Origin of the sequence: Bradyrhizobium sp. AUGA SZCCT0283 (genome assembly GCF_018130385.1) — a bacterium.
Classification (GTDB): Bacteria; Pseudomonadota; Alphaproteobacteria; order Rhizobiales; family Xanthobacteraceae; genus Bradyrhizobium.
The window spans coordinates 164,290-188,100 of the sequence record NZ_JAFCLU010000006.1 but is presented as its reverse complement, the minus strand read 5'-3'; the positions used below and the strand labels follow the sequence as shown (position 1 = coordinate 188,100).

Here is a 23,811-nt window from a genome sequence, read left to right as displayed (position 1 = left end):
CTGCCAGCAAGGCAGCCCGCGTTTGATGGGGCTGGCCGGCAATTCGTTCAACGCTTTCGAGGCTTAACGCAATTTTTTCAGATGCGTCTGGCGCGATTGCGCCGGGCCTGGCGGTATCAATGCCCGCTGATGATGTCAGGCACTTTCCCCGCCGGCGGCGTGTTGCGGCTGCGCTGGGTGCGGACGATGCCGTCGATGATGGTCATGCCGATGCCGGGCAGGTCGCCGAGCTGCACGCTTTCGAGGATGTTCTTGCCCGGTGAATGTTGCGCCTTGTCCATCAGCACGAAATCGGCGGAGCGGCCGACTTCGATGATGCCGCAGTCGAGCTCGCGCATGCGGGCGGTGTTGCCGGTCGCCAGGCAGAAGGCCAGTTCGGCCGGCAGATCGCCGAGTGAGGACAGCATCGACACCATGCGCAAAATGCCGAGCGGCTGCACGCCGGAGCCGGCCGGCGCGTCGGTGCCGAGGATAACGCGGTTGAGGTCGCCCATCTCGCGGGCGATGCGCAGCGTGAACAGCGCCGAGCGCTCATTGCCGTTGTGAACCAGCTCCAGCCCGCGCTTGCAGCCCTCGCAGATGCATCGGATCTGGTCGTCGGGTAGGGCCGTGTGGCCACCATTGATATGACCGACCACGTCGGTGTCGGCTTCCAGCACCACGTCCTTGTCGATCAGGCCGGAGCCGGGGATCGAGGGGCCGCCAGTGTGGATCGTGCTCTGGATACCGTACTTGCGCGCCCAGCCGACCATTTTCCGCGCGGTCGGTCCGTCCTTGACGCCGCCGAGGCCGACCTCGCCAAGCAGCTTGACGCCGGCCGCGGCCAATTCCTTGAAATCGTCTTCCACCATCTCGCATTCGATGACCGGCGCGCCGGCATGAACTTTCACGCCGCCCGGGCGCAGCGTCCAGAACGCGCGCTGCGCAAAAATCGCCATTGCCTTCAGGCCCACGACGTCGCGGGGACGGCCGGGCATGTGGACTTCGCCGGCGGAAATCATGGTGGTGACGCCGCCGTGAAGGTAGCTGTCGATCCAGTTGGTCTGGTTCTGCCGCGGCGTCCAGTCGCCGGCGACGGGATGGACATGGCTATCGATCAGGCCCGGCGCGACGGTGGTGCCGTTGGCGTCGACAACGGTGGTGGCGCCCTCGGTGTTGACGTCCTTGAAGCGGCCGATCGCAGTGATCTTGCCGTTCTCGGCCACGATCGTATCGCCGTCCAGGATCGGCTTCTCCAAAGCCCCCGACAGCAGCAGCCCGATATTGCGGATCACCAGCTTGCTCGGACCGGTCGCCTGGGGTGCATCGTGGGCCATGGTTTTTCCTTTTGGTTCAATGCCTTCGGAGCGCAGGACAGCATCTTGCCCGTGGCTTGACGGCGGGATCAAGAAGGATTATTCATTCGTATACGAATGATCGTATACAAATGATTTGAGCATCGCAATCGGCTCCAGGCGACGGGATCGGCAAGATGAGCAATTTCAACCAGGAAAGCGTTTTGAGCGTCCATCACTGGACCGACACGCTGTTCAGCTTCACCACCACGCGCGATCCCTCGTTCCGCTTCCGCAACGGCGAGTTCACCATGATCGGGCTGAAGGTCGGCGAGAAGCCGCTGCTCCGCGCCTACTCGGTCGCCAGCGCCAACTACGAGGACCGGCTGGAATTCTTCTCAATCAAGGTGCCGGACGGGCCGCTGACCTCGCGCCTCCAGCATCTGAAGCAGGGCGACGAGATCATCGTCAGCCGCAAGGCGACCGGCACGCTGGTCATCGACAACCTCGAAGACGGCCGTAACCTCTATTTGATCGGCACCGGCACGGGCCTCGCCCCGTTCCTTTCCGTGATCAAGGATCCCGAGACCTATGAGCGTTTCGAGAAGGTGGTGCTGCTGCACGGCTGCCGCCGCGTGAAAGAACTCGCCTATGGCGAGATGATCACCGAAAAGCTGCCGAACGACGAGTTGATCGGTGAGTACATCCGCAACCAGCTGGTCTATTACCCGACCGTGACCCGTGATCCCTTCCGCAACCGTGGCCGTATCACTGACCTGATCACGTCAGGCAAGCTGTTCGCTGATATCGGGCTGGCCTCGCTCGATCCCGCCCATGACCGCGTCATGATCTGCGGCAGCCCCGCGCTGGTGACGGACACGCGTGCGCTGCTCAACGGCAAGGGGTTTATCGAAGGCAATCACGGCGAGCCGGCGCAGTTCGTGGTCGAAAAGGCGTTCGCGGAGCGGTAGCTGCCAGACCCTCATGGTGAGAAGCGCGTCTCGAACCATGAGGCCGCACTGGGGCTTCATCCTTCGAGACGCTTGCTACGCAAGCTCCTCAGGATGAGGGGATAGACCGAGCCATTCCTAAGGCCGCACCGCGGGCGCTTCCATCGGCATGCCGCGTGCCCGCGACATCAGGTATAATTCCAGTTCGACCAGTTCCGGCGCGCCGTAGTCATAGGCCTGCGCGCGGATGCCCGTGATACAGGCGCGCAGGCGCCGCTGCAGCGATCCCAGCGACTGCCATTCCAGCCGGTAGAGCGGGTAGCCGGTCGGATGTGCTTGCGTGATCGCGGAGCCGGCGAGCCGCTTGTCCCAGTTGTCGTCATGGCAATTGGCGCAGCCCAGATTGAGCTGTCCCTGCCGTTGCAGGTAGAGCTCGCGCCCCCTGGCGATGAACGGCGCGAGCTGCGGGTCGGTACCGGTCTCGATCGGTGCGCCTTGCGACTGCCTTGCGACAAAGGCGGTGAGCGCCAGCAGCTCACGGCTCTCGAAGGGCAACGGCGTCGCCTGCTGGTGGCTGGTGCGGCACGAATTGATGCGCTGTTCCAGATCGATAGGGCGGCCGGTTGCCTTGTCGAAGGCGGGGTAGCGGGCGGCCACGCCCTTCATGCTGGTGCGGGCATCGGCGTGGCAATCGGCGCAAGCCTTGTTGACGGCACCTGGCTTGCGCTTCCAAAGCGCCTCGCCGTCGAGCACCCAGAGCATGCCGGGATTGGCGGTATCTTCGTCCTGCATCGCCCTGGTGTCGGGCTTCATGAAGTCGTAGCCGGAGCGGCGTTCGGCCGGCGGAATTTCGGCGGCGAAAACAGAGCCCGCGATCAGCAGCGCAACGGCTATGGCGCCGGAAAATCTCATTCGACCATAATCGAAGCGGACGCGGTTTCGGAAAACCCCTGGTCGCCGATCCATTCGAACTCGAACTTGCCACTCTCGGTCGCGGTGGTGAAGAAGGTGATGAAGGGGTTGGCGGCGATCGCCGGAAACAGGTCGGCGCGGAAAATCTCGTTGCCGTTGAAGCGGCAGGTAAAGCTCGTGATGATGTCGCGTGGAACGACTTCGCCTGACGCCATATGGCGATAGCCGGTTTCCATGATGTGCGACATCAGCGTCTTGATCTCGATAATGTCGCCGCGCTTGGCTTTCGCTGGAACGTTGATCAGTGCCGAGGCCATCAGATCACCTCCTCGGTGCAGGCGGCGAGCGTCACCACGACGTCGACGCTGGCCGACCAGAACGACCCGTCCGAGAGCCTTGCGATCGCGACGATCTTCTGGCTGTCGGCGAGACGGATGCGGGTCGAAACCTGCGCCCGGCCGTTATGAGGGCCGAGATGGAAATTGGCGATGTTGGGTTGCGGATTCTTTTCGTTGAAGACGTGAATGCTGCGGACGTGATCCTCCGGGGCCATCGGGTTGATAACGCTGACCGTCATCGGAACCGTGTTGCCGTTCTCGACCAGCGGCGGGATATCGAGCTTGACCTTGCCGGTGCGGACCGTCGCGCCGCCGGTGACGCTCTGGATGGCGGAGGCAAGCATCGCGGGCGTCGCCTCTGCGGGACGAACGGTAACGATGGGGATGACGCCGAGCACAGCTGCGCCACCGGCGAGGCCGAGGAACTGGCGGCGTGATGAATTGGGTCGTTGCTGCATCGTGCCTTCCTATTCGCGCAAGCTTCCGAGATACGCCACGATATCCTCGATCTGTTCGGCCGACAGGATCGGCTTGCCGCGCCACAGCGTCCCGACGCGGTGCAGGCCGTCCACGCGGTAATAGGACGGCATGATGGTCGCGGCATTGAGACGCGAGGCGTCCACCAGCCGAAGCCTGAGCTGACCCTCCGACCAGCGGCGGCCGGAACCGGCGAGGCTGGGGGCCAGATCGCCCTGGAATTTCTGTTCGGGAAATGGGCCGCTATGGCAGAGGATGCAAGTGCTGGAACGTTCGACGACGAGGGCGCGCCCGCGCGCCGCGTCGCCGCGCGCACTCGTGAGCGGTTCCGGAATGGCGTCGCCGACGACGGCATAGGGGGGCAGCGCCTGCGCGCTGGCCGGGCAGGGCACGGCAAGCAGCGGGCCTGCAAGCAACATCCCGATATGAACCCTCGATCTAGCCAAACGTTTCCACCGTAATCGTCCTGAACCAGGTTTCCGCAGCTTCCGCTTCGCGCTGGCGCATGTCGCGCGAAGCGTTGACCGGACTCGTCGCACCTTCGACCTCGGCGAACTGGCCGTCCTTCGGCTGATAGACGCCTGACAGCGAGAAGGCATAGCCAGGTGCGACCGTGTTGTAGCAGGCGCCGCTCAGCCGCGGCGTCTCGGGCGCCTTGCCCGATAGCATGGCCACGATGCCAGCCGCGCAAGCCTTGCCTTGCGCACTGGCGGCCGACGCCGCTTTCGGAATTTGTCCGGCGATGCAGGCGTCGCCGATGACGTGAATGTTAGGCACCAGTTTCGAGGCAAAGCTCGTGGGATCGATTGGGCACCAGCCGGTGGTGTCCGCGGCTCCAGCGAGCTCGGCGATGCGCCCGGCCTTCTGCGGCGGGATCACGCTGGCGACGTCGGCGACATAATTGCCGAAGTCGGTGATGATGGTGTTGGTCGCGGGATCGACCGAGGTCACTCTTCCGCCTTGTGAGAGCGCGATCCGCTCGATCATGCCGGGATAAAGCTCCTTCCACGCGGCCTCGAACAGCCTTTGCTGCGAAAAACCGTCCTTCGCATCGAGGATCAAGACCTTCGAACGCGGCTTTCGCGTTTTCAGATAATGCGCGATGAGGCTGGCGCGCTCGTAGGGCGCGGGCGGACAGCGCAAGGGAGCCGCGGGCACGGTGATCACGACCGTCCCGCCATCCTGCATGGCTTCGATCTGTCTGCGCAGCAGCATCGTCTGTTCGCCCGCCTTCCACGCATGGGGCATTTTGGCCGAGGTGGCTTCGTCATAGCCGGGCAGGGCATCAAATCGCAGGTCGATGCCGGGCGACAGCACGAGGCGGTCGTAGGCGAGCGAATTGCCATCGGCCAGCGCGATGCTGCGCGTCTGCGGATCGACCTTCGCCGCGGCTTGTGGAATGACGGTCACGCCGCCTGCAGCAATCCTGTCATAGCTGAATTGCTGCGCCGGCAATTCCCGCATGCCCGCGATCACCTCGTTGCTGAACGGGCAGGCGGTAAAGGTTTGATTTGGCTCGATCAAGCTCACTTGAAGTTTTGGATCGAGCTGCCGCAGCGCTTTCGCGCAGTTCGCGCCGCCGAATCCACCGCCTATCACGACGACATGCGCCGCGCCTTGCGCCAATGCCGGGCAGGGTAGAGTGGCGGCCGCCGTAGCCGCGGCGATGCCGCGAGCGACATCCCTGCGCGTCATCGGGCGCGTGGCATGCATGGCTGCAATCCGGAAAAGGGGGCGGCGACCGGAGTGAGGCCGCCGCCCCTATTGTCAGGCAAACGTGATGTTCTGGTCCTTCAGCGGCACCGAACGGATGCGTTTGCCGGTGGCCGCGAAATAGGCGTTGAGCACCGCGGGCGCGGCGACGCCGATGGTCGGCTCGCCAACGCCGCCCCAGAAGCCGCCGCTCGGCACCATGACGCATTCCACCTTCGGCATCTCGGCAATCCGCATCGAATTGTAGGTGTCGAAGTTGGTCTGCTCGATCTTGCCGTCCTTCACCGTGCAGCCGCCGTAGAACAGCGCGGACAGGCCATAGACAAAGGAGCCCGCGATCTGCCGCTCGACCTGCGCCGGATTGACGATGTAGCCGGGATCGGTCGAAGCGATGATGCGATGCACCTTGATCTTGCTGCCGTCGGTGACGGAGATCTCGGCGGCACCCGCGACATAGCTGCCATAGCCCATCACCTGCGCAATCCCGCGATAGACGCCTTGCGGCGCGGGCTTGCCCCAGCCGATCTTCTCGGCCACGGCGTTGAGCACGGCAAGATGCTTCGGATGCTTGCTCATCAGCTTGCGGCGGAATTCCACCGGATCCTGGCCGACCGACTGCGCCAGTTCATCCATGAAGCATTCCATATAGATCGCATTCTGATTGACGTTGACGCCGCGCCAGAAGCCCGGCGGAACGTGGGGATTGCGCATGGAATGCTCGACCAGCAGGTTCGGCACGGAGTAGCCGATCGCCGCGTCGCCGGAAGGACTCAGGCCCTGAAACGCAGCCGTATCCATGCCGTTCACGAGCGCACCCGGACGCACCGTGTACAGGATCGATTGGCCGGACAATCTGACGTGCAGCGCGGTGAGATTGTTGTCGGCATCGAAGGCCCCGGTCATTTTGCATTGCGTCACCGGATGAAACTTGCCTTGCGCCATGTCCTCTTCGCGCGACCACAGCAGCTTGACCGGCGTGCCCGGCATCTGCTTGGCGATGATGACAGCCTGCCGGACATAATCCGTCATGCCGCGCCGGCCGAAGCCGCCGCCGAGAATGAGCTTGTGCACCTCGCATTTTTCGGCCGGCAGTCCCGACGCTTCTATTGCGGCTGCAAATGCCGCTTCGCCGTTCTGTGTACCGCACCAGACCTCGCATTTGTCCGGTGTATAGAGCGCCGTGGCGTTCATCGGCTCCATGGTCGCATGGTTCTGGTAGGGATAGTTGTAGACCGCTTCGACCTTCTTGGCGGCAGAGGCAATCGCGGCCTTGGCATCGCCGTTCTGGTTGCCGATGTAAGCCGGCTGCGCATTGTCGAGGCCTTCGGCCAGCCATTTGGCGATCGACTCGCTGGAGACTTTGGCGTTCTCGCCTTCGTCCCAGACGATCGGCAGCGCATCGAGCGCGGTTTTGGCGTGCCACCAGGTATCGGCGACGACGGCGACAGTGCTGTCATTGACACGCACGACCTTCTTGACGCCCTTCATGCCCATGACTTTGGCTTCGTCGTAGCTCTTCAGCTTGCCGCCGAACACGGGGCAATCCTTGATCGCGGCGTTGAGCATGCCGGGCAGCTTGACGTCGGCGCCGTAGATCATCGCGCCGGTGGTCTTGTCGAGCGTATCGAGCCGCTTGACGCCCTTGCCGGCGATCTTCCAGTCCTTGGGATCCTTCAGCTTGACATCCGCCGGCGGTTCGAGCTTGGCGGCGGCTTCAACCACCTTGCCGTAGGTCGTGGTCTTGCCCGACGGCGTGTGGGTGATGACGCTGTTGGCGGCGGTGCATTCCGAGGCAGGCACCTTCCACTCGTTGGCGGCGGCCTGGATCAGCATCACCCGCGCGGTGGCGCCGCCCTTGCGGACATACTCCTGGCTGGTGCGAATGCCGCGGCTGCCCCCGGTCGAGAAGTCGCCCCAGGGGCGCTTGCGTGCGACACTTTGACCGGGGGTCGGATACTCGGTGACGACCTTCGACCAGTCGCATTCGAGTTCTTCGGCGACAAGCTGGGCGAGGCCGGTGAGGGTGCCTTGGCCCATCTCCGAGCGGGCAATGCGAATCACGGTCGTGTCGTCGGGGCGGATCACCACCCAGACATTGACCTCGGGCGAGCCGTCGGCGGCTCGGACGACCGTCGGTCCGCCGAAGGGAATATCGAGGCCGATGGCGAGGCCGGCGCCGGCAGCAGCGGTGCCGATCACGAAGCCGCGGCGAGTAAGTTTGGGCATGACGTGCTTGTTCATGGCTTCCCCCTCAAGCGTTCGCGGCGGCGTGGATCGCCTCGCGGACCTGCTGGAAGGTCCCGCATCGGCAGATATTGGTGATGGCCTCGTTGATGTCCTGGTCGGTCGGCTTCGGCTTCTCCTTGAGAAGGGCTGCGACCGCCATGATCATGCCGCTCTGGCAATAGCCGCATTGCGGCACGTCGTTGGCCACCCAGGCCTGCTGCACCTTGTGCAGCGCGCCATTGCTGGCGAGTCCCTCGATCGTGGTGATCTGCTTGCCGACGGCTTCGCTGACCGTGACGCCGCAGGCGCGCATTGCGACCCCGTCGACATGCACGGTGCAGGCGCCGCATTGTGCAATGCCGCATCCATATTTGGTGCCGGTCAGTCCGACGTTCTCCCGGATCGCCCAAAGCAGCGGCGTGTCGTCTTCGACGTCCACGCTGATTGTCTTGCCGTTGATTGTGAGGTTTGCCATCGCTTATCCCCTGTTCGCTCAATCCACCGAGTGAGCTGCGCGCGGGAAGATGGCGTGCAACTTGCGATAGTTCAAATCAAGAAAATGCGTGCTTACGAGCCGGATGAAATCTGATCGGCCGGTGTTGCGTGGGCACGCGCCCTTGCATGGCTGTCATGTCCGTTCTGCACTCACAGCCAGGCGCAGGAAGCTCATCAGGCTCCCAAGCGCGGCGAACCCGGCACCGAGCATCAACGCCACCGTCGCACCGTCGTGACCGGCGAGGGCAAAACACAGGGCTGCCAGCGCAGCGCCGAGCGTCTGTCCGGTCAGGCGGGCGGTCGCGACGATGCCGCTCGCGCTTCCACTGCGATGCGGCGGAGCGCTCGACATCAGCGCCCGCAGATTGGGCGTTTGAAAGAAGCCGAATCCGATCCCGCAAATCACGGTGCGCCAGACGATGTTGGCGATGCCGGGGTCCGGTGGCAGCGTCGCCAGCAGCGCCATGCCGATGCCGAGCAGCACCAGACCGATGCCGCCGAGGATGCCGACGGGATAGCGGTCGGACAGCCGGCCTCCGATCGGCGCCATGATCGCCACCACCAGCGGCCAGGGCGTCATGAAGAAGCCGGTCTCCACCTGGGAACGGTGCAGCACGTCCTGGAAGTAGAAGGGCAGCGAGACGAAGGCCAGTCCCTGCACCGCGAATGAACAAACCGACGTGGCCGCCGACAGCGCGAACATCGGCAGCCGGAACAGATCGATCGGCAACATCGGCGCCGGATGGTCCGCATCTCTGCGGGTCATGATCCAGCCGAGCAGCAATGCAGCGCCAAGCGCCAGTCCGACCAGCGCGGGTGGCGCCTGATGTGCCGCGCTGCCGATGCCGACAATGAAGAGCCCGAGGCAGCTTGCAGTTAGCGCTGCACTCGCAAAATCGAACGCGTGCTTCGCGCGCGGCGTTTTCGGCAAGGTCTTCAGGCCGATCCAGATTGCGATCACGCCGAAGGGAATGTTGATCGCGAACAGCCACGGCCATGTTCCGATCGCAAGGATCGCTGAGGCAATGGTCGGCCCGAACGTGAAAGCCGTTCCGACCACCAGCGCGTTGTGGCCGAAGCCGCGGCCCAGCATGTGGGTCGGGTAGACGAAACGGACCAGCGCCGCGTTCACGCTCATGATGCCGCTAGCGCCCAACCCTTGCAGGGCCCGCGCCGCCGTCAGGCTGGGCAGCGACCATGCCAAGGCGCAACCGAGCGAGGCCAGCGTGAACAGCAACAGGCCGCCGAGATAGATCCGCTGGTGGCCGACGATTTCGCCGAGCGCGCCGAGCGGCAGCAGCGTCGCAACCAGCGCGATCTGATAAATGTTGACCACCCAGACCACGTCGGCCGGGCTGACATGGAGGTCGGCGGCAATGGCGGGAAGGGCAACGTTGGCGATCGCCGTATCCAGTGAGGCCAGCGCCAGCGCGGTAAAGATCGCCGCGACCGCCCAGCGCCGGAGTTCCGGGGGCAAGCCGTCGATTGGCGCGGGGGTGGGCGGCTTTGCGGTTGCATCCAGTGACATTAGATCGGGCTCTCCACGCCGGGGGGCGGTCGCGCCCTCCGCGGCGTGTACTACGGACGCGACACAAGCCACAGGCACACCGCTGCATGATGCGTATGCGAAGGGGCGGCCGGTGTCGGAAAAAAGCACCTTCCGCGCCATATCCACGCGCCGACTTTCGGATACCTTCCCGCCCGCCGCGCGATCGACTAGGCTTGCCGCGCACAGCGACCGCAATTCCATAAAAAGACGGTCGGCCTTCGAGGGGAAGCGCGTTGAACGGACAGACGAGCCGGCGCGGCGAGATCATGCGTAGCGCCAGTGAGGGGCAGCGCGCGTGGGCCGGCCTGTGGGTCACGCTCCTGCTGGCGATCCTCGGCTTTCTGGTCATCTATCCGATCCTGATGCTGCTGCTCGGCGCGCTCACCGACACCAATCCGGTGGTCGAGGGCATCTCGCTCCGTCACCTCTCGGTCACCAACTTCCTCACCGTGCTGGCGAACCCGAATGTCGCCGAGGCGCTGGCGAATACGCTGATCGCCTGCGGCGGTGGCACTTTGATCGCGGTTGTGATCGGATTGTTGTTCTCCTGGATCGTCGTCCGCACCAATACGCCGTTCAAGGGATTCATCGCGGCAGCCAGTATCCTGCCGTTGTTTGCGCCGCCTTTGGTTGCCGGAGTTGCATGGGCGATTTTGGGATCGCCGAAGACCGGCCTGATCAACACCATGTTCAAATGGATCGGCCTGGACTGGCGCGTCGATTTCTATTCGATGTGGGGCCTGGTGTTCGTGTTCGGCATTTACTACGCGCCCTATGTTTACATGTTCACCGCTTCAGCGCTGCGCAACATGGATCCGAGTCTGGAGGAGGCCGCGGAGATTTCGGGCGCCAGCGCGTTCGCGACACTGTTCACGGTGACGTTTCCGCTGATCATGCCGGCGATCGTCTCGGGCATGTTGCTGTCGTTCATCGTCATGCTCGGCATCTACGGCATTCCGGCGGTACTGGGCGCGCCGACCAATCTTGCGGTGCTAACCACCTATATTTTCAAGCTCACGAACTGGTCGCCGCCGCTTTACAACACGGCCGCAGCGGTTGCGATCATTCTGATGGTGGTTACCGGCCTTCTCGTGTTCCTGCAGCAGAAAGTGCTGAGCGGCCGCAGCTACACCACCGTCGCCGGCAAGGCGTTCCGTCCGCGCAGCCTGGATCTCGGGCGCTGGCGCTGGTTCACCTTCGGCCTTGGCATTGTCTATCTCTTCGTTGTCGTGCTTCTGCCGACGCTTGCGCTGATCGTCGCGGCATTTCGAAAATTCATGTTCATCCGGGATGCTGCGAGCCTGTTCGATATCAGGCAATATTCGCTGATGCATTTTTACAGCATCTTCGACAATCCGCTGACCATGCGCTCGATCTACAACGCGGTCGAGGTCGGGGTCACCACCGCCGTGGTCGGCGGCGCGCTTGCCTTCGCAATCGGTTACACCATTCACCGTACCCAGGTGACAGGCCGGCGCTGGATCGATCTGATTTCGACCGTACCCGTTGCGATTCCCGGCCTCGTGGTCGGCGTCGCCTATCTCTGGGCATGGATCGGCATTCCAGGCGGTCTCTACGGCACGATCTGGATTCTGGCGCTGGCGTTCATCGCGCGCTTCATGCCGGATACGGTCAAGGCGTTGTCGACCTCGTTCCTGCAGATTCATCGCGAGCTAGAGGAGGCGGCCTGGGTCTGCGGCAAGGGCGTGCTCGGCACCATCAGGACGATCGTACTGCCCTTGGCGCGGCCGGGCGTGATCGCCTCGATGACGCTGTTGTTCGTGCTGGCGATCCGTGAGCTCGGCTCGTCGCTGTTTCTCTACACCAGCAACACCATGGTGATGTCGGTGCTGTTGCTCGACTATTACGAAGGCGGCAACCTCGGAAAGACCGCAGCGTTCAGCCTGGTGCAAACCGTTCTGCTCGGTGTTCTCATCGGTGGCGCCAATTGGCTGTCGCGCGGCGCGGCGCAGAGCAGTGTCGCCCGAACCGGATAACAAGACGAACGGGAGGATTGGCTATGACTGGAAAGATCTTCACCAACATTGTCGCCAGCGCCGGCATCGCAGCGCTGGCGTTTACATGGAGCGGAGCGGCGCGGGCGCAGGAATTCGGTTCGCCCGAACTGATCGCGGCGGCGAAGGCCGAGGGCAAGCTGGTGTATTACACCGCGAATTTCGCCGAGGTCGAACAGCAGGTCATCAAGGCCTTCAACAAGCGTTTCCCCGAGATCAAGATCGAGATGGTGCGCGCGCCGGGCGGCCAGCTCATCACGCGCGTGAAGACGGAAGCTGCCGCGGGCAAGCTGATCGCCGACGTGGTCGATCATTCCGACCGAGCGCTGATGCTGCCGCTGGCCGACATGTTCCAGGACTACGCGCCGCCGAATGCGGCTGATTACAATCCAGAAGCGCAGATTTCACCGAAGTTGTGGCCGCGGGTCACGCTGGTCTGGTCGATCGCCTACAATACCGAACTGGTGAAGGATCCGCCGAAATCCTGGATGGACCTGACCAAGCCGCAGTATGACAAGATGACCGGGCAGGTATTTGCCCAGTCCGGCGGCACCACCTGGACCCGCATCATGTTCGAACGGCAGGTTCTCGGTGAGGAGTACTGGGGCAAGCAGGCTTCGACCCATCCGATCCTCTATCCCTCGGGCGCGCCGATGTCGGACTCGCTGGTGCGCGGGGAGGTGGCGATGGGGCCTTTGCTCTACAACGCGATCTATCCAAAGCAGAAGGACGGCGCGCCGATCCAGATTTTCTTCCCGCCAGAGGGCGCACCGGTCAATCCCTATGCAACCGGCATTCCGAAGACCGCGGCGCATCCCAATGCAGCAAAGCTGTTCCTGAACTGGTGCCTGTCGAAAGAGGGGCAGACCTTCATGATCAAGGAACTCGGCAATCTTACCTCGCTGAAGGAACCGCCGGTCTATCCCGAAGGCTTTGATCCGAAGGTCGTCAAGGTCTGGTATCCAAAGTTTGACGAGTACATAAAACTGCACTCGGCCTGGGTTGCGGAGTGGGACAAGACCTTCGGTTACCGGCAGTGAGCGATCGGCGTATGAAGAAAGTGCGTTCATGACGGCAATCCTCGAAGTTACTGACCTGCGCAAGCAGTTTTCGATCGGCCGACCGGCGATCGACGGTGTCAGTTTTGCCGTGCCGGCCGGCGAGATCGTGGTCCTGCTCGGCCCCTCCGGCTGCGGCAAAACCACGACGCTGCGCTGCGTCGCCGGGCTGGAGCACCCGACATCGGGTGAAATCAGCATTGCCGGCAGGGTCGTGTCGTCGCCCGAACGCGGCATTCTGGTGCCGCCGCGCCTGCGTGAGCTTGGCATGGTGTTTCAATCCTATGCGGTCTGGCCGCATATGACGGTGCGGCAGAACGTGGTTTATCCGCTCAAGCACCGGAAACTTTCGCGCAACGACGCCCGCCGCAAGGTCGACGAGGCGCTCGAACTGGTCGGGCTGTCGGAATATGCCGAACGGCCGGTGGTCGCATTGTCCGGCGGCCAGATGCAGAGGGTGGCGCTGGCGCGCAGCATCGTCTATCGGCCGCAATTGCTGCTGCTCGACGAGCCCTTGTCGAACCTCGATGCCAAGCTGCGCCTGCGGCTGCGCGACGATCTTCGCGTGATCCTCAAGCAGACCGGAATGACCGCGCTGTATGTCACCCATGACCAGGCCGAAGCAGTCGTGCTCGGCGACCGCATCGGCGTGATGCGCGAGGGCAAGCTGTTGCAGATGGATACGCCGGACGCGATCTATAACCGCCCGGCGGATCTGTTCGTCGCCAATTTCACCGGCGCGACCAACGAACTCGCGGGCACGCTGGTGTCGCGCAACGGCGAATTCGGCACGGTCGATTTTGGCGAGGGGCGGCGCGGCGAGGTGGCCTTGCTGCATTCACTCGGCCCGGAGGAAAAGGTACGCATCGCGCTGCGGCCGGAAAACATCACCATCGGCCAGCATAACGGCGCCAACATTTTTCCCGCCCGCGTCCTCGACCGCCGCTATCAGGGCACGCAGACGGCCTATGGCATCGAACTGTTCGGCCGGCGGCTGGAGGTGGTCGAACTCGGCACCGCCGCCCGGCATCAGGTGGGTGTCGAGACCCAGGTTTCACTGCCGAGGGAGAGTTGCTGGGCCTATCGCGATACCGGACCTGTGGCATTTGACTAGTGGGCTCAGGCGCTTGGGCTCAATCCCAGGCTCGCGTAAATTCTTCGCGCATAGGCACCGAACTCGTCCGTGGTCTTGATCGGCAACGCGCGCGGAAACGGCAGCTCGATCGGGAAATATTCGGCCATCCGCGCCGGACCTGCGGTGAGCACGGCGCAGTGCGAGGCGAGAAACACCGCTTCCTGGATCGAGTGCGTCACGAACAGGATGGTCTTGCCGCTTTCGCGCCAGATCCGCAGCATTTCGAGGTTCATCTGTTCGCGGGTCAGCGCGTCGAGCGCGCCGAACGGCTCGTCCATCAGGATCAGTTTTGGATCGTGGATGAAGGCGCGCGCGATCGCCGTGCGCTGCTGCATGCCGCCGGATAATTGCTGCGGATATTTGTCTTCATAACCGGCGAGGCCGACGAGATTGAGCAGATCGCGGGCGCGGGCCCGCGCGGCCTTCATCGGCAGGCCGACGATTTCAGCCGGCAGCAGCACGTTGTCCAAAATGGTTCGCCATTTCAGCAGCAGGGCCTGCTGGAACACCATGCCGATATCGCGCGCGGGGTCGAACGGCGTTTTCGAATTGCCGATTTTGATGGTGCCGCCGTCGGCCTCGTGCAGCCCGGCCAGGATCTTCAGCACGGTGGTCTTGCCGCAGCCGGAGGGGCCGACCAGCGAGACCAGTTCGCCTTCCCTGACGTCCATGGTGACGTCGGAGACGGCGAGGAACTCCGCGCCCTTGGACCGATAGACCTTGCGGACGTTCTGCAGGCTGATGAAGGGTTCGTCGGCGCTCATGCCAGCCATTTCTGCAAGTTCGCCTTTACAAAGGCGTCGTCGGAGAGGTCGGCATGCTCGCGGCAGACGCGGTCGATCTGTTGCATCTGGCCGGGGCTGAGCCCTTCGGCGGGATCGAGGCACCACAGCCCCAGCATCAACCCTTGTCGCCGGAGGATTTCATGGCAGCCGGCGATGCAGCCGTGAAAATTATTGGCGACGTCGAAGAACGCGCTGTTGCAGTCGGTGACGCGGGCATCGAGCGCCAAGAGATCGGCGGGCAGGCTGTCCTTGCCGCGCGCGGCCTTGCACATCTCGAACTGCTTGATGGCGCTCGCGGTCCATACCGACCAGTGCCCCAGCAGGCCGCCCCTGAAATAGGCGCGGGTGGTGACGCCGTTGTCGCGCAGGTCGAACGGCAGCATCAGATCGAGCAGGATGTGGTCGTCATTGCCGGTATAGAGCGCGACGCGGTCGAGCGCGCCGGCGGCCGCCACGCCGCGCAGCACGTCGAGCGTCCGGTAGCGGTTGAACGGTGCGATCTTGATGGCGATGACGTTGTCGATGGAGGCGAAGCGGCGCCAGAAATCGGCGCTGAGGATGACGCCGCCGACCGCCGGCTGCAGGTAGAAGCCGACCAGCGGAATCTGGCGCGCCACCGCTTCGCAATGCGCGATGATCTCGTCCTCGGACGCCGATTTCATCGCGGCAAGGCTGAGCAGGCCGGCGTGATAGCCGATGCCGCACGCGGTCTGCGCTTCCGCAACGGCTTGCCGGGTCGGACCGGCCAGCCCCGCGACCATCGCGACCGGCCGCTTGGTCCATGAAGCCGCGGTCTCCGCCGCCAGCTCCAGCACTGGCCGGTAGAGACCGACGTCGCGGATCGCGAATTGCGTGGTGTGCACGCCGACCGCCAATCCCCCGGCGCCGGCGTCGAGATAATAGCGCGTTAGCGCCCGCTGATGACGGACATCGAGCGCACGGTTGGCGTCGAGCGCCAGCGGATGCGCCGGGAGCACCGTGCCGTCGGCGATCAGCTCGCGGATGTCGGCTTTGATTTCGCTCTGGTGCATGACGGTACTTCCTATCCAAATTCCGGGCCGGCGACGACAAACGGCAGTTGCGCCGGCGATACGGTCGCGGGGCCGAAGCGCATGCGCTGAAACGGCCGCTCGATGTTCCAGCCTGACTGAACAAGCCCGTTCAGAAACACTTCCTGAGAATGGACGGCGTCGATCAGCCAGGGCCCGGTCTCCGAGTGGACGATGGCATCTACCAGCGCCAGCGCCTGATCGGCGCGATCGGCCAGCAGCGGACCGATATGACGCGCGGTGCGTCCATTGCGGATGAGGGCTATGGCTCGATCATCAGACGCGATGCGAGAGCCCGGGCGCGCGGAAAATTCCAACAGCAATGTGCTGCGGTCGAATCCCATGGCGCTGCCATCGCGTGCGGCCAAGCCGTCTGGGTTGCCGGCCGATAGTGGGCGTGTGGCCGTGGTGCCTTGCGGCTTCTGCAGCCGCAGCCGTCTCAGTTGCAGCGTCGGCGTGAAGCCGAGCCGGCCGTAGACAGCGGCGCCGGCGGGTGTCGCGTCCAGCCAGGTCGTGAGGCCGCGCCGTGCAGCCACGCGGAGACAGGCATCAACGAGCTTCGTCGCAATGCCGCGGCGGCGGAAATCCGCGGTCACCAGCACCATGCTGATCCAGGCATTGCCCGCCGAGTAGGGCAGCAGGGCAGCGGTGGCCACCAACCTGTCCCCCTCGCGCATACCGAACACAATTCCCTTGCTCAGGAAAAATCGCCAGTCGGCCTCGTTCTGGTTCCAGCCCGCTTCGGTCGACAGCACCAGTCCGGCCTGCGCATCGCCGACGCCGAGCTCAACGATGTCGATGGGCTCAGTAGCGGCCATCGCGCACCTCATACTTGGTGGGCTTGCCAAGACTCGGCATCGATCGCGACACCCAGTCGGCGGTCCAACTGAAAAGCTGCTCGGTGTCCACGATCGGCAGGCCGAACAATTTGACCGCCTGCGAGGTATTGGTCAGCCATGCCGTCGGCTCTTCCTTGCCGACGATCACGGGCGCGCGGCCGAACCGCTGGCCGAATTTCGCGGCGAGGTCGCGCACGGCCAGAATTTCGTGGCCGCTGACATTGATCGGCGAGGTCGGCGTCTCGCAATGCGCCAGACAGCGTAGCGCCTGCGCGGAAGCATCGCCCTGCCAGATAAAATTGACATGGCCGAGGCTGACGTCGATCGGCTTGCCTTGGAGGACCTTGCTTGCGATGTCGTGGAGCACGCCGTAGCGCATGTCGATCGCGTAGTTGAGCCGGAACAGCCGTCCGGGCGTCGAATACTTCCGCGAGAAATACTCGAACATGCGCTCGCGCCCGACGCAGGATTGCGCATACTCGCCGGGCGGATTGGGCGCCATATCCTCGTCCGAGCCGTTGCCGTTGACGGGCACGAACGGATAGACGCAGCCGGTCGAGAATGCGACGATGCGCGACGTGGCAAAGGCCTGCGCCACCAGGGCAGGGACGTGCGAATTCATCGCCCAGGTCAGCGACAGATCGCCCTCGGCGCCGAACTTGCGCCCGGCCATGAACACGATGTTCGGAATCTTCGGCAGCGCCCTGATTGCGGTCTCATCAAGCAGGTCGCAATTGATGGTCTCGACGCCGCGCCCCTGCAGCCAGTCCTTGACGGCGGGATCGCTGAAGCGGGCGACGCCGATGACGCGGCGCTCCGGCACGGCGGCCTTGGCAAGGCCCGCCAGCGTCGGCCCCATCTTGCCGGCGACGCCCAAGATCATGATGTCGCCGTCGACTTTGCGGAGATCGTCGATCAGCGCCTGGCTCGGGCGGCACAGCAGTTCGTCGAGCGCTGCGATATCCGAAATCGTCTGCGGCAGGCTTTCGCGCGTCAACAGCATGTTTCTTCCCCGTATTCTTATTGCAGCCGGATGTCCCGGACGACGAACATCCGCTCTAAGCCAAGCACGAGGCCGTACAGTGCCACGCCCAGCAGTGTCAGGAGCACGACGGCCATCACCATCGCCGGCGTATCGAGCGAGGACTGCACCTGGATCATGAGATAGCCGAGCCCCCGCTCCGAGGCGATGAACTCGCCTACGATGGCGCCGGCCACCGCCAGGATCGCGCCGACCTTCATTCCGGAAAACACGTAAGGCAGCGCGCCCGGCAACTGGATTTTCCGAAACAGCGTCCAGCGCGAGCCGCGCAGCGATTTCACCAGATCCAGCAAATCAGGTTCCACCTCGCTCAATCCGCGTGCGGTCGTCAGCAGGATCGGAAAGAAGCAGATGGAAAACGCGATCAGGATGTTTGGAAAGATACCGTAGGAAAACCAGACGATGAACAGCGGACCCAGCGCCACTTTCGGAATCATGTTCAGCGTCACGAACAGCGGCAGCAGCAACAGACTGATCAGCGGCGACCAGGTGAACATCACCGCCAGCACGATGCCGACCAGCGCGCCAAGGCAGAACCCGCCCAGAATTTCGACGGCCGTCACCGCGAGATTGGACAGCCACGCATAGTTGGGCGACCCGAGCGTTGCGACAGTGGCGAGCGGCGAGGGCAGGATGAATTTCGGCACCTGGAAGGCGTCGACCAGAACCTGCCACAGCACGATCACGGCCAGATGCACGATCAGGATGATCGCGAAAGACCGTGCTGATCCGCCGTCACCGCTGAACACCGCACACTCCCTTGGTCCGCACCCGGTTCCCGGTCGCGTGGCGGCAATCTATCGCGGCCTCTCCCGGTAATCAACCATTTGGTTGATTAGGGCCGCAGCGAATGCATCACCAGGTCGACCACGTGCTTGCGGCGGGCCTGCCGCGCGGCCCGGCTCGACAGGTCCTTGCCGAAGATCGCCGACAGCGTCGGCGTGTTCGAGAAGTAGAAATAGCTGAGCCCGGCGATCGAGATATAGAGGTGCACCGGGTTGATACCTTTACGGAATATGCCGGCCTTCACGCCCTCGCCGAGAATAGTCGAAACCAGGCTGACCAGCGGCGAATGCATCGCCTCCAGTTTCCGCGAGCCACGCACATGGCGGGCGCCGCCGCGGTTTTCGTCGTTCAGCAGCACGATGAAGTCGGGATGCGCGGCGAGATGGTCGAAGGAACTCTCGATCAGCTTCTTGATCGCCCGTTCAGGCGGCAATCCCTCGAGGTTGAGCTTGCGCTCCTGGGCGCGGATCTCCTCATAGACCCATTCGAGCACCGCCAGATACAGCGCGTCCTTGTCCCCGAAATAGTGATAGACGAGCTGCTTGTTGACGCCCGCGCGCGCGGCGATCTCGTCGACCCGGGCCCCGGCAAGGCCGCTGCTGGCGAATTCGCGCCGCGCCGCCGTCAGCAGTTTCCTGCGGGTGGCGGCCGGATCGCGCCGCTGCGGCCTGGTATTGTCAGAGCGTTTTTTGGGCATTTCCAACCAAATAGTTGACAAGTCGTCTGGTCCCTTGTTGCATTGGTAGCGTCACCGGCGTGCGGCGACAAGATCGGTTGCAAACGAGGAGGGTTGCCATGAAGGGGTTGCGAATTGCGGGACTGGCGCTTGCGCTTGCCATGCCGGCTGTGCCCTGCGGGGCCGCCGAGGCCGTCAACCTGATCCTGAACTGGACGCCGACGGCGGATCATTCGGCGTTCTATTACGCCAAGTCGCAAGGCTGGTACGAGAAGGCCGGCATCGATCTCACGATCGAGGTCGGCAAGGGCTCCGGCGTCTCCTCGCTGAAGGTCGGCTCCGGCGGCTCGCCGTTCGGCATCGCCGACCTCGCGACCATGCTGGTGGCCAAGAGCAAGGGCGCCGACGTGGTGGCGCTGATGAGTATCTACGCCAATACCGGGCAGACCTTCTACTGGCTGAAGAGCTACGGCGTGAACGGTCCGAAGGACTTTCCGAACCACAAGATCGGCAATCCGCCGGGCGATGCGTCGCGGGTGATGTGGCCGGCCTTTGCCAAGGCTGCCGGTATTGCGCCCGACTCTGTGAATTTCGTCAATGTCGGCCCGACCGCCAAGATCGCGGCGCTGAAGAGCCACACCGTCGATATTATCAGCGATTTCTACAATGAGCACGATCTGAAGGTGATCGAGTTCGGCGCCGACCTCGGCTACGTCAACTGGAAGGACATCGGGCTGAACCCCTATGGCAACTCGCTGATCGTCAACGGCGCCTACCTGGCTAAGAACCCGAAACTGGTCGAGGAGTTCGTCAAGATCAGCCAGAAGGCCTACGCCGCCTGCGTCGCCGACGTCGCGCCGTGCCTTAAGGCGCTGCTCGACCAGGCCTCCGGTCTCGACAAGGAAAATCAGCAGCGTCAGTGGGAGCGCATCAAGTTCCTGATGACCGACGAATTTACGACGACCAAGGCCCTGGGCTGGATCGACGCCGAGCGTATGAAGAAGGACTACGAGCTGGTGCAGACCTATCTCGGCATGGAGAAGCCGTTTGACGTGAACACCGCGTTTTCGGTCAAGATGCTGGATACGTCGATCAAGATGGATGCCAGCAAGGTGAAGAAGTAGGGGGGCGTAGCTTCCTCCCGGCGTCATTGCGAGCGAAGCGAAGCAATCCATCTATCCCCGCGTTGAGACGTGGATTGCTTCATCGCTTCGCTCCTCGCAATGACGGTGGAGGCGCTCGGTCGTTGAGCGTCACTGCAGCGCCGTGCCCGAGGTCGCGATCACCTTCGTCAGCTTCTCGTGGTCCGCCTTCATCAGCGTGGCGAGGTCCTCGAGCGGCATCGGCTTGCCCGGGATATTGGCGACCGATAGCTGGCGCTGCACGTCGGGATTCTGCAGCGCCTTGTTGATGCCATCGTTGATTTTCGTGACGATGGCATCGGGCGTGCCCGCCTGAACGTAGATGCCATACCAGGGCACGTAGGTGGCTTCCGGAAATCCGGCTTCCGCAATCGTCGGCACGTCGGGCAGGTCGGCGACACGCTTGTCGGTCATCACGGCTAGCGGCTTCACGCTGCCCGCCTTGATGTGCGGCAATGCCAGTTCGAGCGAGACGATCTCGAGATGCATCAGGTTCGTCATCAGGTCGATCAGGGCCTGCGGCTGGCCCTTGTAGCCGACATTGGTGAGCTTGATGTTGGCGGCCTGAAACAGTTTCTGTGCGCTCAGGTCGATGGAGGAACCGGTTCCGGGGTTGCCGAAATTGAGTTCGCCCGGCTTCTTGCGCGCGATCTCGACGAATTCCTTGATGGTGCTGGCCGGCATCGAGGGGTGAACCAGCGCCACGCTTTGATTCCAGACCGCGAGGCTGACGCATCTGAGGTCTTTCAGCGGGTCCCAGCCGGCGTCCTTGTAGAGAGTCGGGTTGACCAGCGCCGCCGGGCCGGTGACCAGCCAAGTGTAACCGTCGGGTTCGCTGCGCGCCACCGCGGCGGTGCCGATGTTGCTGTTGCCACCCGGCCTTGCTTCGATGACGACAGTCTGTTTCCAGTCGCGACCGACCTGTTCGGTCACGGCGCGCGCGACGATGTCGACGATGCCGCCGGCGGGGTAGGGCACGATGATGCGGATCGGGCGGTTCGGGTAATTGCTCTGCGCCTGTGCGGCATTGGCAAGCAGCATGGCCGCGCCCAAAGCAAAACCCACGGCGAAGCCCGGCACGGTTTTGATCCGGCTCATTCTTCCCATATGTGTGCGCACCGGTCGAGCGATGCGCCTTTGCCCCTCTATCGGGGAATTCAGTCGTTCGCCACCAGCGAGCGGATGCTGCGCGCCAGGCCCAGCATGCGCGGCGCGCACTCGCGCTCGATCTGTTCGGCGTTGAAACGAAACGAGGGAATGCCGCAATTGACCGAAAGGCAGTCGCCCGAGGCTGTGCGGTACAGCGGCGCGGCGACGCCAAAAATCTCGCGCCGCCATTCGCCGAGCGAAATCGCAAAGCCACGCTCCTTGCAAAGCTCGACATCCGGCAGCGTCCGCGCCTGCACATAGTCGGCCTCTTCCGGACGTTCGGCCTTCACGCCAGCCACATAGGCGTCGAGCTCTTCTTTGGTGAACAGCGAGAGCAGCGCGCGGCCGACGGCGGTCGGTGCCAGCGAACTGGCAAAGCCCACATCCGGCAAATGCGTCACGGCGTCGGTGGTGCGCAGCGTCTCGACATAGATGAAGTCGAGGCCGAACGGCATCGCAATCGAAACCGTGCCGCCGGTGTAGGCGGCGAAATCGCGCATCAGCGGGCGCGCGAGTTGCCGCACCTTCAGCGCCGACAGCACCGGATAGGCGGCCGCGAGAATGCCGAGCCCGAGCTGGAAGCGTCCCTTGGCATCGCGCTTGAGATAGCCGAGTTGCGCCAGCGTGTAGGTCAGCCGCGACACCGTCGGCCGCGACAAGCCGGTATGCAGCGCGAGGTCGGCGTTCGACAGCGAGCCGCTGCGGTTGCGGAACGCCGCCAGCACGTCGAGCCCATGCGCCAGCGTGGTCGCGAAGGCAGGATCGGCGTGGTCTTCCGGCGTTCGGGGCCGGGTGGAGGGATCGACGGTGGAGAGGGCTGCCATGGTCAAAGGTTGGTCAAAATCCGGATCTCTGTCAATATATCGAAATGAATTTGCAAATCGTGTCGATATACGCTTAGGTTCCGGTCAAAAGCGGGAGGCGACATGGATTTCGATCTTTCCGGTCGATCGGAAGCATGGCTGGAGAAGCTGCAGACCTTCTTCGACCACGAAGTTCTGCCGCGCCACCGCGCCTGGCTTGCGCACGTCGCCAGGGGCGAGGCCGCCCCCTTCATGGGCGACCTTCAACACAAGGCGCGGGCAGCAGGGCTGTGGAATCTCGGCCTTCCCGAACTGTCCGACGATGAGCCCGGCACCCGGCTTTCCAATCTCGAATATGCGCCGCTGGCGGAAATCATGGGCCGGCTGTTCTGGGCGCCTGAGGTCTTCAACTGCCAGGCGCCTGATGTACCCAACATGATCGCGCTGCAGAATTGCGCCACTTCTGAACAGAAGGCGCGCTGGCTGCAGCCGCTGCTGGAGGCCAAAACCCGCTCGGCGTTCGGCATGACCGAACCCGACGTGGCTTCGTCCGATGCCACCAACATCGCCACCCGCATGGTCCGCGACGGCGATGACTACGTCATCAACGGGCGCAAATGGTTCATCACCGGCGCGGCGCATCCGCGATGCAGTTTCCTGATCGTGATGGGCGTGACCGATTCCGGTGCCGACCGCACCAGCCGCCATTCCTGCATCATCGTGCCGATGGAGACGCCGGGCGTCCGCCTGGTGCGGCGGCTGCGCTGGATGGGATGCGAGGATCACGTCGCCCCGATCGGCGAGCTTACCTTCGATAACGTTCGCGTGCCCCGAGCGAACCTGCTCGGCGCCGAGGGCGAAGGTTTTAAAGTCGCGCAAATCAGGCTCGGGCCGGCGCGCATTCATCATTGCATGCGATCGATCGGGCTCTGCGAGCTTTTGATCGAACTGATGATGGTGCGCTCATCCGAGCGTTCCGCCTTCGGACGCGCCGTGATCCAGTACGACACTGTGCAGCGCTGGATCGCCGAATCCCGCGTCGAGCTCGAACAGGCGCGGCTACTCGCCTATCGCTGCGCGTGGCGGCTCGATCAGGCCGGTCATCAGGACGCCTGGCGCGACGTCTCGCTGATCAAGGTTGCAGTGCCTGCCATGCTGCAGCGGGTCGCCGACCGCGCCATGCAGGTGTTCGGCGCGATGGGCGGCTCCGACGACACGCCGATCCATCAGGCGCTGGCCTGGGGGCGCCTGCTGCGCATCGGCGACGGCCCCGATGAAGTCCATCTGCGGCAGATCTTTCGCATGGAGCCGATGCCGTCATGGTCGATTGCAGACTCGCCATACCTGTCCGCACATTCATCCTGAGCGGTGGCAATGACAGATACTTATTCCGAATTC

At 63.6% G+C, this 23,811-nt stretch carries 23 protein-coding genes; 6 read left to right on the top strand and 17 right to left on the bottom strand.

Features of this window, described 5'->3' with window-relative positions; genetic code table 11:
* Positions 1-116: 116 nt before the first annotated feature.
* The gene (locus JQ624_RS11280) at positions 117-1,316 is read right to left on the bottom strand and encodes an amidohydrolase family protein (protein ID WP_212418949.1); all 1,200 of its coding nucleotides are present in this window, start codon (positions 1,314-1,316) and stop codon (positions 117-119) included.
* Positions 1,317-1,471: 155 nt separating this feature from the next.
* Between JQ624_RS11280 and JQ624_RS11275 the strand changes: the two genes are divergently transcribed.
* Positions 1,472-2,245 carry a ferredoxin--NADP reductase gene (locus tag JQ624_RS11275; RefSeq protein ID WP_212418948.1) on the top strand — a complete coding sequence of 258 codons (774 nt, stop codon included), beginning with the start codon at positions 1,472-1,474 and terminating at the stop codon, positions 2,243-2,245.
* 117 nt (positions 2,246-2,362) lie between these two features.
* Here JQ624_RS11275 and soxA read toward each other — a convergent pair whose 3' ends face one another.
* The 8 genes from soxA to JQ624_RS11235 form a co-directional block, all read right to left on the bottom strand.
* Complete coding sequence (gene soxA / locus JQ624_RS11270) at positions 2,363-3,136, bottom strand: sulfur oxidation c-type cytochrome SoxA (RefSeq protein WP_212418947.1); 774 nt, start codon at positions 3,134-3,136, stop codon at positions 2,363-2,365.
* Complete coding sequence (soxZ, locus tag JQ624_RS11265) at positions 3,133-3,453, bottom strand: thiosulfate oxidation carrier complex protein SoxZ (RefSeq protein WP_212418946.1); 321 nt, start codon at positions 3,451-3,453, stop codon at positions 3,133-3,135. The genes soxA and soxZ overlap by 4 nt, the downstream gene beginning before the upstream one ends.
* On the bottom strand, positions 3,453-3,932 hold the full coding sequence (locus JQ624_RS11260; protein WP_212418945.1) for a SoxY-related AACIE arm protein: 480 nt from the start codon (positions 3,930-3,932) through the stop codon (positions 3,453-3,455). Before JQ624_RS11260 ends, soxZ begins: the two co-directional genes overlap by 1 nt.
* A 9-nt stretch (positions 3,933-3,941) precedes the next feature.
* Positions 3,942-4,370 (bottom strand): sulfur oxidation c-type cytochrome SoxX, encoded by a 429-nt coding sequence (soxX, locus tag JQ624_RS11255; protein ID WP_212418944.1) that lies wholly within the window; start codon positions 4,368-4,370, stop codon positions 3,942-3,944.
* A 19-nt stretch (positions 4,371-4,389) separates the two neighbouring features.
* On the bottom strand, positions 4,390-5,664 hold the full coding sequence (locus tag JQ624_RS11250; RefSeq protein ID WP_212418943.1) for an NAD(P)/FAD-dependent oxidoreductase: 1,275 nt from the start codon (positions 5,662-5,664) through the stop codon (positions 4,390-4,392).
* 54 nt (positions 5,665-5,718) lie between these two features.
* A complete protein-coding gene (locus tag JQ624_RS11245; protein ID WP_212418942.1) occupies positions 5,719-7,905 on the bottom strand; it encodes a xanthine dehydrogenase family protein molybdopterin-binding subunit in 2,187 nt (728 codons plus the stop codon).
* A 10-nt stretch (positions 7,906-7,915) separates the two neighbouring features.
* Complete coding sequence (locus tag JQ624_RS11240; RefSeq protein WP_212418941.1) at positions 7,916-8,365, bottom strand: (2Fe-2S)-binding protein; 450 nt, start codon at positions 8,363-8,365, stop codon at positions 7,916-7,918.
* Between the two features lie 153 nt (positions 8,366-8,518).
* Positions 8,519-9,913, bottom strand: a complete 1,395-nt coding sequence (locus tag JQ624_RS11235; RefSeq protein WP_212418940.1) for an MFS transporter — start codon at positions 9,911-9,913, stop codon at positions 8,519-8,521.
* Positions 9,914-10,167: 254 nt separating this feature from the next.
* Between JQ624_RS11235 and JQ624_RS11230 the strand changes: the two genes are divergently transcribed.
* Genes JQ624_RS11230 through JQ624_RS11220 form a run of 3 tightly spaced genes read left to right on the top strand, consistent with a single transcriptional unit; the run spans position 10,168 to position 14,121 of the window.
* Positions 10,168-11,931, top strand: a complete 1,764-nt coding sequence (locus JQ624_RS11230; RefSeq protein ID WP_249129700.1) for an iron ABC transporter permease — start codon at positions 10,168-10,170, stop codon at positions 11,929-11,931.
* Positions 11,932-11,954: 23 nt separating this feature from the next.
* On the top strand, positions 11,955-12,989 hold the full coding sequence (locus JQ624_RS11225) for an ABC transporter substrate-binding protein (protein ID WP_212418939.1): 1,035 nt from the start codon (positions 11,955-11,957) through the stop codon (positions 12,987-12,989).
* Positions 12,990-13,017: 28 nt separating this feature from the next.
* Positions 13,018-14,121 (top strand): ABC transporter ATP-binding protein, encoded by a 1,104-nt coding sequence (locus JQ624_RS11220; protein WP_212418938.1) that lies wholly within the window; start codon positions 13,018-13,020, stop codon positions 14,119-14,121.
* 5 nt (positions 14,122-14,126) lie between these two features.
* Here JQ624_RS11220 and JQ624_RS11215 read toward each other — a convergent pair whose 3' ends face one another.
* The 6 genes from JQ624_RS11215 to JQ624_RS11190 all read right to left on the bottom strand — a co-directional run bounded on the left by JQ624_RS11215 (position 14,127) and on the right by JQ624_RS11190 (position 19,340).
* Entirely contained in the window at positions 14,127-14,915 is a 789-nt protein-coding gene (locus tag JQ624_RS11215; protein WP_212418937.1) for an ABC transporter ATP-binding protein, read from the bottom strand.
* Positions 14,903-15,958 (bottom strand): dihydrodipicolinate synthase family protein, encoded by a 1,056-nt coding sequence (locus JQ624_RS11210; RefSeq protein ID WP_212418936.1) that lies wholly within the window; start codon positions 15,956-15,958, stop codon positions 14,903-14,905. Before JQ624_RS11210 ends, JQ624_RS11215 begins: the two co-directional genes overlap by 13 nt.
* Before the next feature lie 11 nt (positions 15,959-15,969).
* Positions 15,970-16,794, bottom strand: coding sequence for a GNAT family N-acetyltransferase (locus JQ624_RS11205; RefSeq protein ID WP_212418935.1), 825 nt, complete (start codon positions 16,792-16,794; stop codon positions 15,970-15,972).
* On the bottom strand, positions 16,781-17,818 hold the full coding sequence (locus tag JQ624_RS11200) for an NAD(P)-dependent oxidoreductase (protein ID WP_212418934.1): 1,038 nt from the start codon (positions 17,816-17,818) through the stop codon (positions 16,781-16,783). Before JQ624_RS11200 ends, JQ624_RS11205 begins: the two co-directional genes overlap by 14 nt.
* Positions 17,819-17,835: 17 nt before the next feature.
* Entirely contained in the window at positions 17,836-18,606 is a 771-nt protein-coding gene (locus JQ624_RS11195) for an ABC transporter permease (protein WP_212418933.1), read from the bottom strand.
* 86 nt (positions 18,607-18,692) lie between these two features.
* The gene (locus JQ624_RS11190; RefSeq protein WP_212418932.1) at positions 18,693-19,340 is read right to left on the bottom strand and encodes a TetR/AcrR family transcriptional regulator; all 648 of its coding nucleotides are present in this window, start codon (positions 19,338-19,340) and stop codon (positions 18,693-18,695) included.
* Positions 19,341-19,438: 98 nt separating this feature from the next.
* Between JQ624_RS11190 and JQ624_RS11185 the strand changes: the two genes are divergently transcribed.
* Positions 19,439-20,443 (top strand): ABC transporter substrate-binding protein, encoded by a 1,005-nt coding sequence (locus JQ624_RS11185; protein WP_212418931.1) that lies wholly within the window; start codon positions 19,439-19,441, stop codon positions 20,441-20,443.
* A gap of 129 nt (positions 20,444-20,572) precedes the next feature.
* On the opposite strand, the gene JQ624_RS11180 is transcribed toward JQ624_RS11185, so the two are convergent.
* Both JQ624_RS11180 and JQ624_RS11175 read right to left on the bottom strand, forming a co-directional pair.
* Positions 20,573-21,559: a tripartite tricarboxylate transporter substrate binding protein gene (locus JQ624_RS11180; RefSeq protein ID WP_212418930.1), complete on the bottom strand. Its 987-nt coding sequence runs from the start codon at positions 21,557-21,559 to the stop codon at positions 20,573-20,575.
* Positions 21,560-21,618: 59 nt separating this feature from the next.
* Positions 21,619-22,434: an IclR family transcriptional regulator gene (locus JQ624_RS11175; protein WP_212418929.1), complete on the bottom strand. Its 816-nt coding sequence runs from the start codon at positions 22,432-22,434 to the stop codon at positions 21,619-21,621.
* Between the two features lie 102 nt (positions 22,435-22,536).
* Between JQ624_RS11175 and JQ624_RS11170 the strand changes: the two genes are divergently transcribed.
* Positions 22,537-23,778, top strand: coding sequence for an acyl-CoA dehydrogenase family protein (locus JQ624_RS11170; RefSeq protein WP_212418928.1), 1,242 nt, complete (start codon positions 22,537-22,539; stop codon positions 23,776-23,778).
* Positions 23,779-23,811: the final 33 nt, after the last annotated feature.

What these genes read in the sequence shown, in the direction of transcription:
- JQ624_RS11280 (WP_212418949.1), bottom strand. Translation starts at nt 1,316, where the DNA reads ATGGCCCACGATGCACCCCAGGCGACCGGTCCGAGCAAGCTGGTGATC.
- JQ624_RS11275 (WP_212418948.1), top strand. Translation starts at nt 1,472, where the DNA reads ATGAGCAATTTCAACCAGGAAAGCGTTTTGAGCGTCCATCACTGGACC.
- soxA (WP_212418947.1), bottom strand. Translation starts at nt 3,136, where the DNA reads ATGAGATTTTCCGGCGCCATAGCCGTTGCGCTGCTGATCGCGGGCTCT.
- soxZ (WP_212418946.1), bottom strand. Translation starts at nt 3,453, where the DNA reads ATGGCCTCGGCACTGATCAACGTTCCAGCGAAAGCCAAGCGCGGCGAC.
- JQ624_RS11260 (WP_212418945.1), bottom strand. Translation starts at nt 3,932, where the DNA reads ATGCAGCAACGACCCAATTCATCACGCCGCCAGTTCCTCGGCCTCGCC.
- soxX (WP_212418944.1), bottom strand. Translation starts at nt 4,370, where the DNA reads ATGTTGCTTGCAGGCCCGCTGCTTGCCGTGCCCTGCCCGGCCAGCGCG.
- JQ624_RS11250 (WP_212418943.1), bottom strand. Translation starts at nt 5,664, where the DNA reads ATGCATGCCACGCGCCCGATGACGCGCAGGGATGTCGCTCGCGGCATC.
- JQ624_RS11245 (WP_212418942.1), bottom strand. Translation starts at nt 7,905, where the DNA reads ATGAACAAGCACGTCATGCCCAAACTTACTCGCCGCGGCTTCGTGATC.
- JQ624_RS11240 (WP_212418941.1), bottom strand. Translation starts at nt 8,365, where the DNA reads ATGGCAAACCTCACAATCAACGGCAAGACAATCAGCGTGGACGTCGAA.
- JQ624_RS11235 (WP_212418940.1), bottom strand. Translation starts at nt 9,913, where the DNA reads ATGTCACTGGATGCAACCGCAAAGCCGCCCACCCCCGCGCCAATCGAC.
- JQ624_RS11225 (WP_212418939.1), top strand. Translation starts at nt 11,955, where the DNA reads ATGACTGGAAAGATCTTCACCAACATTGTCGCCAGCGCCGGCATCGCA.
- JQ624_RS11220 (WP_212418938.1), top strand. Translation starts at nt 13,018, where the DNA reads ATGACGGCAATCCTCGAAGTTACTGACCTGCGCAAGCAGTTTTCGATC.
- JQ624_RS11215 (WP_212418937.1), bottom strand. Translation starts at nt 14,915, where the DNA reads ATGGCTGGCATGAGCGCCGACGAACCCTTCATCAGCCTGCAGAACGTC.
- JQ624_RS11210 (WP_212418936.1), bottom strand. Translation starts at nt 15,958, where the DNA reads ATGCACCAGAGCGAAATCAAAGCCGACATCCGCGAGCTGATCGCCGAC.
- JQ624_RS11205 (WP_212418935.1), bottom strand. Translation starts at nt 16,794, where the DNA reads ATGGCCGCTACTGAGCCCATCGACATCGTTGAGCTCGGCGTCGGCGAT.
- JQ624_RS11200 (WP_212418934.1), bottom strand. Translation starts at nt 17,818, where the DNA reads ATGCTGTTGACGCGCGAAAGCCTGCCGCAGACGATTTCGGATATCGCA.
- JQ624_RS11190 (WP_212418932.1), bottom strand. Translation starts at nt 19,340, where the DNA reads ATGCCCAAAAAACGCTCTGACAATACCAGGCCGCAGCGGCGCGATCCG.
- JQ624_RS11185 (WP_212418931.1), top strand. Translation starts at nt 19,439, where the DNA reads ATGAAGGGGTTGCGAATTGCGGGACTGGCGCTTGCGCTTGCCATGCCG.
- JQ624_RS11180 (WP_212418930.1), bottom strand. Translation starts at nt 21,559, where the DNA reads ATGAGCCGGATCAAAACCGTGCCGGGCTTCGCCGTGGGTTTTGCTTTG.
- JQ624_RS11175 (WP_212418929.1), bottom strand. Translation starts at nt 22,434, where the DNA reads ATGGCAGCCCTCTCCACCGTCGATCCCTCCACCCGGCCCCGAACGCCG.
- JQ624_RS11170 (WP_212418928.1), top strand. Translation starts at nt 22,537, where the DNA reads ATGGATTTCGATCTTTCCGGTCGATCGGAAGCATGGCTGGAGAAGCTG.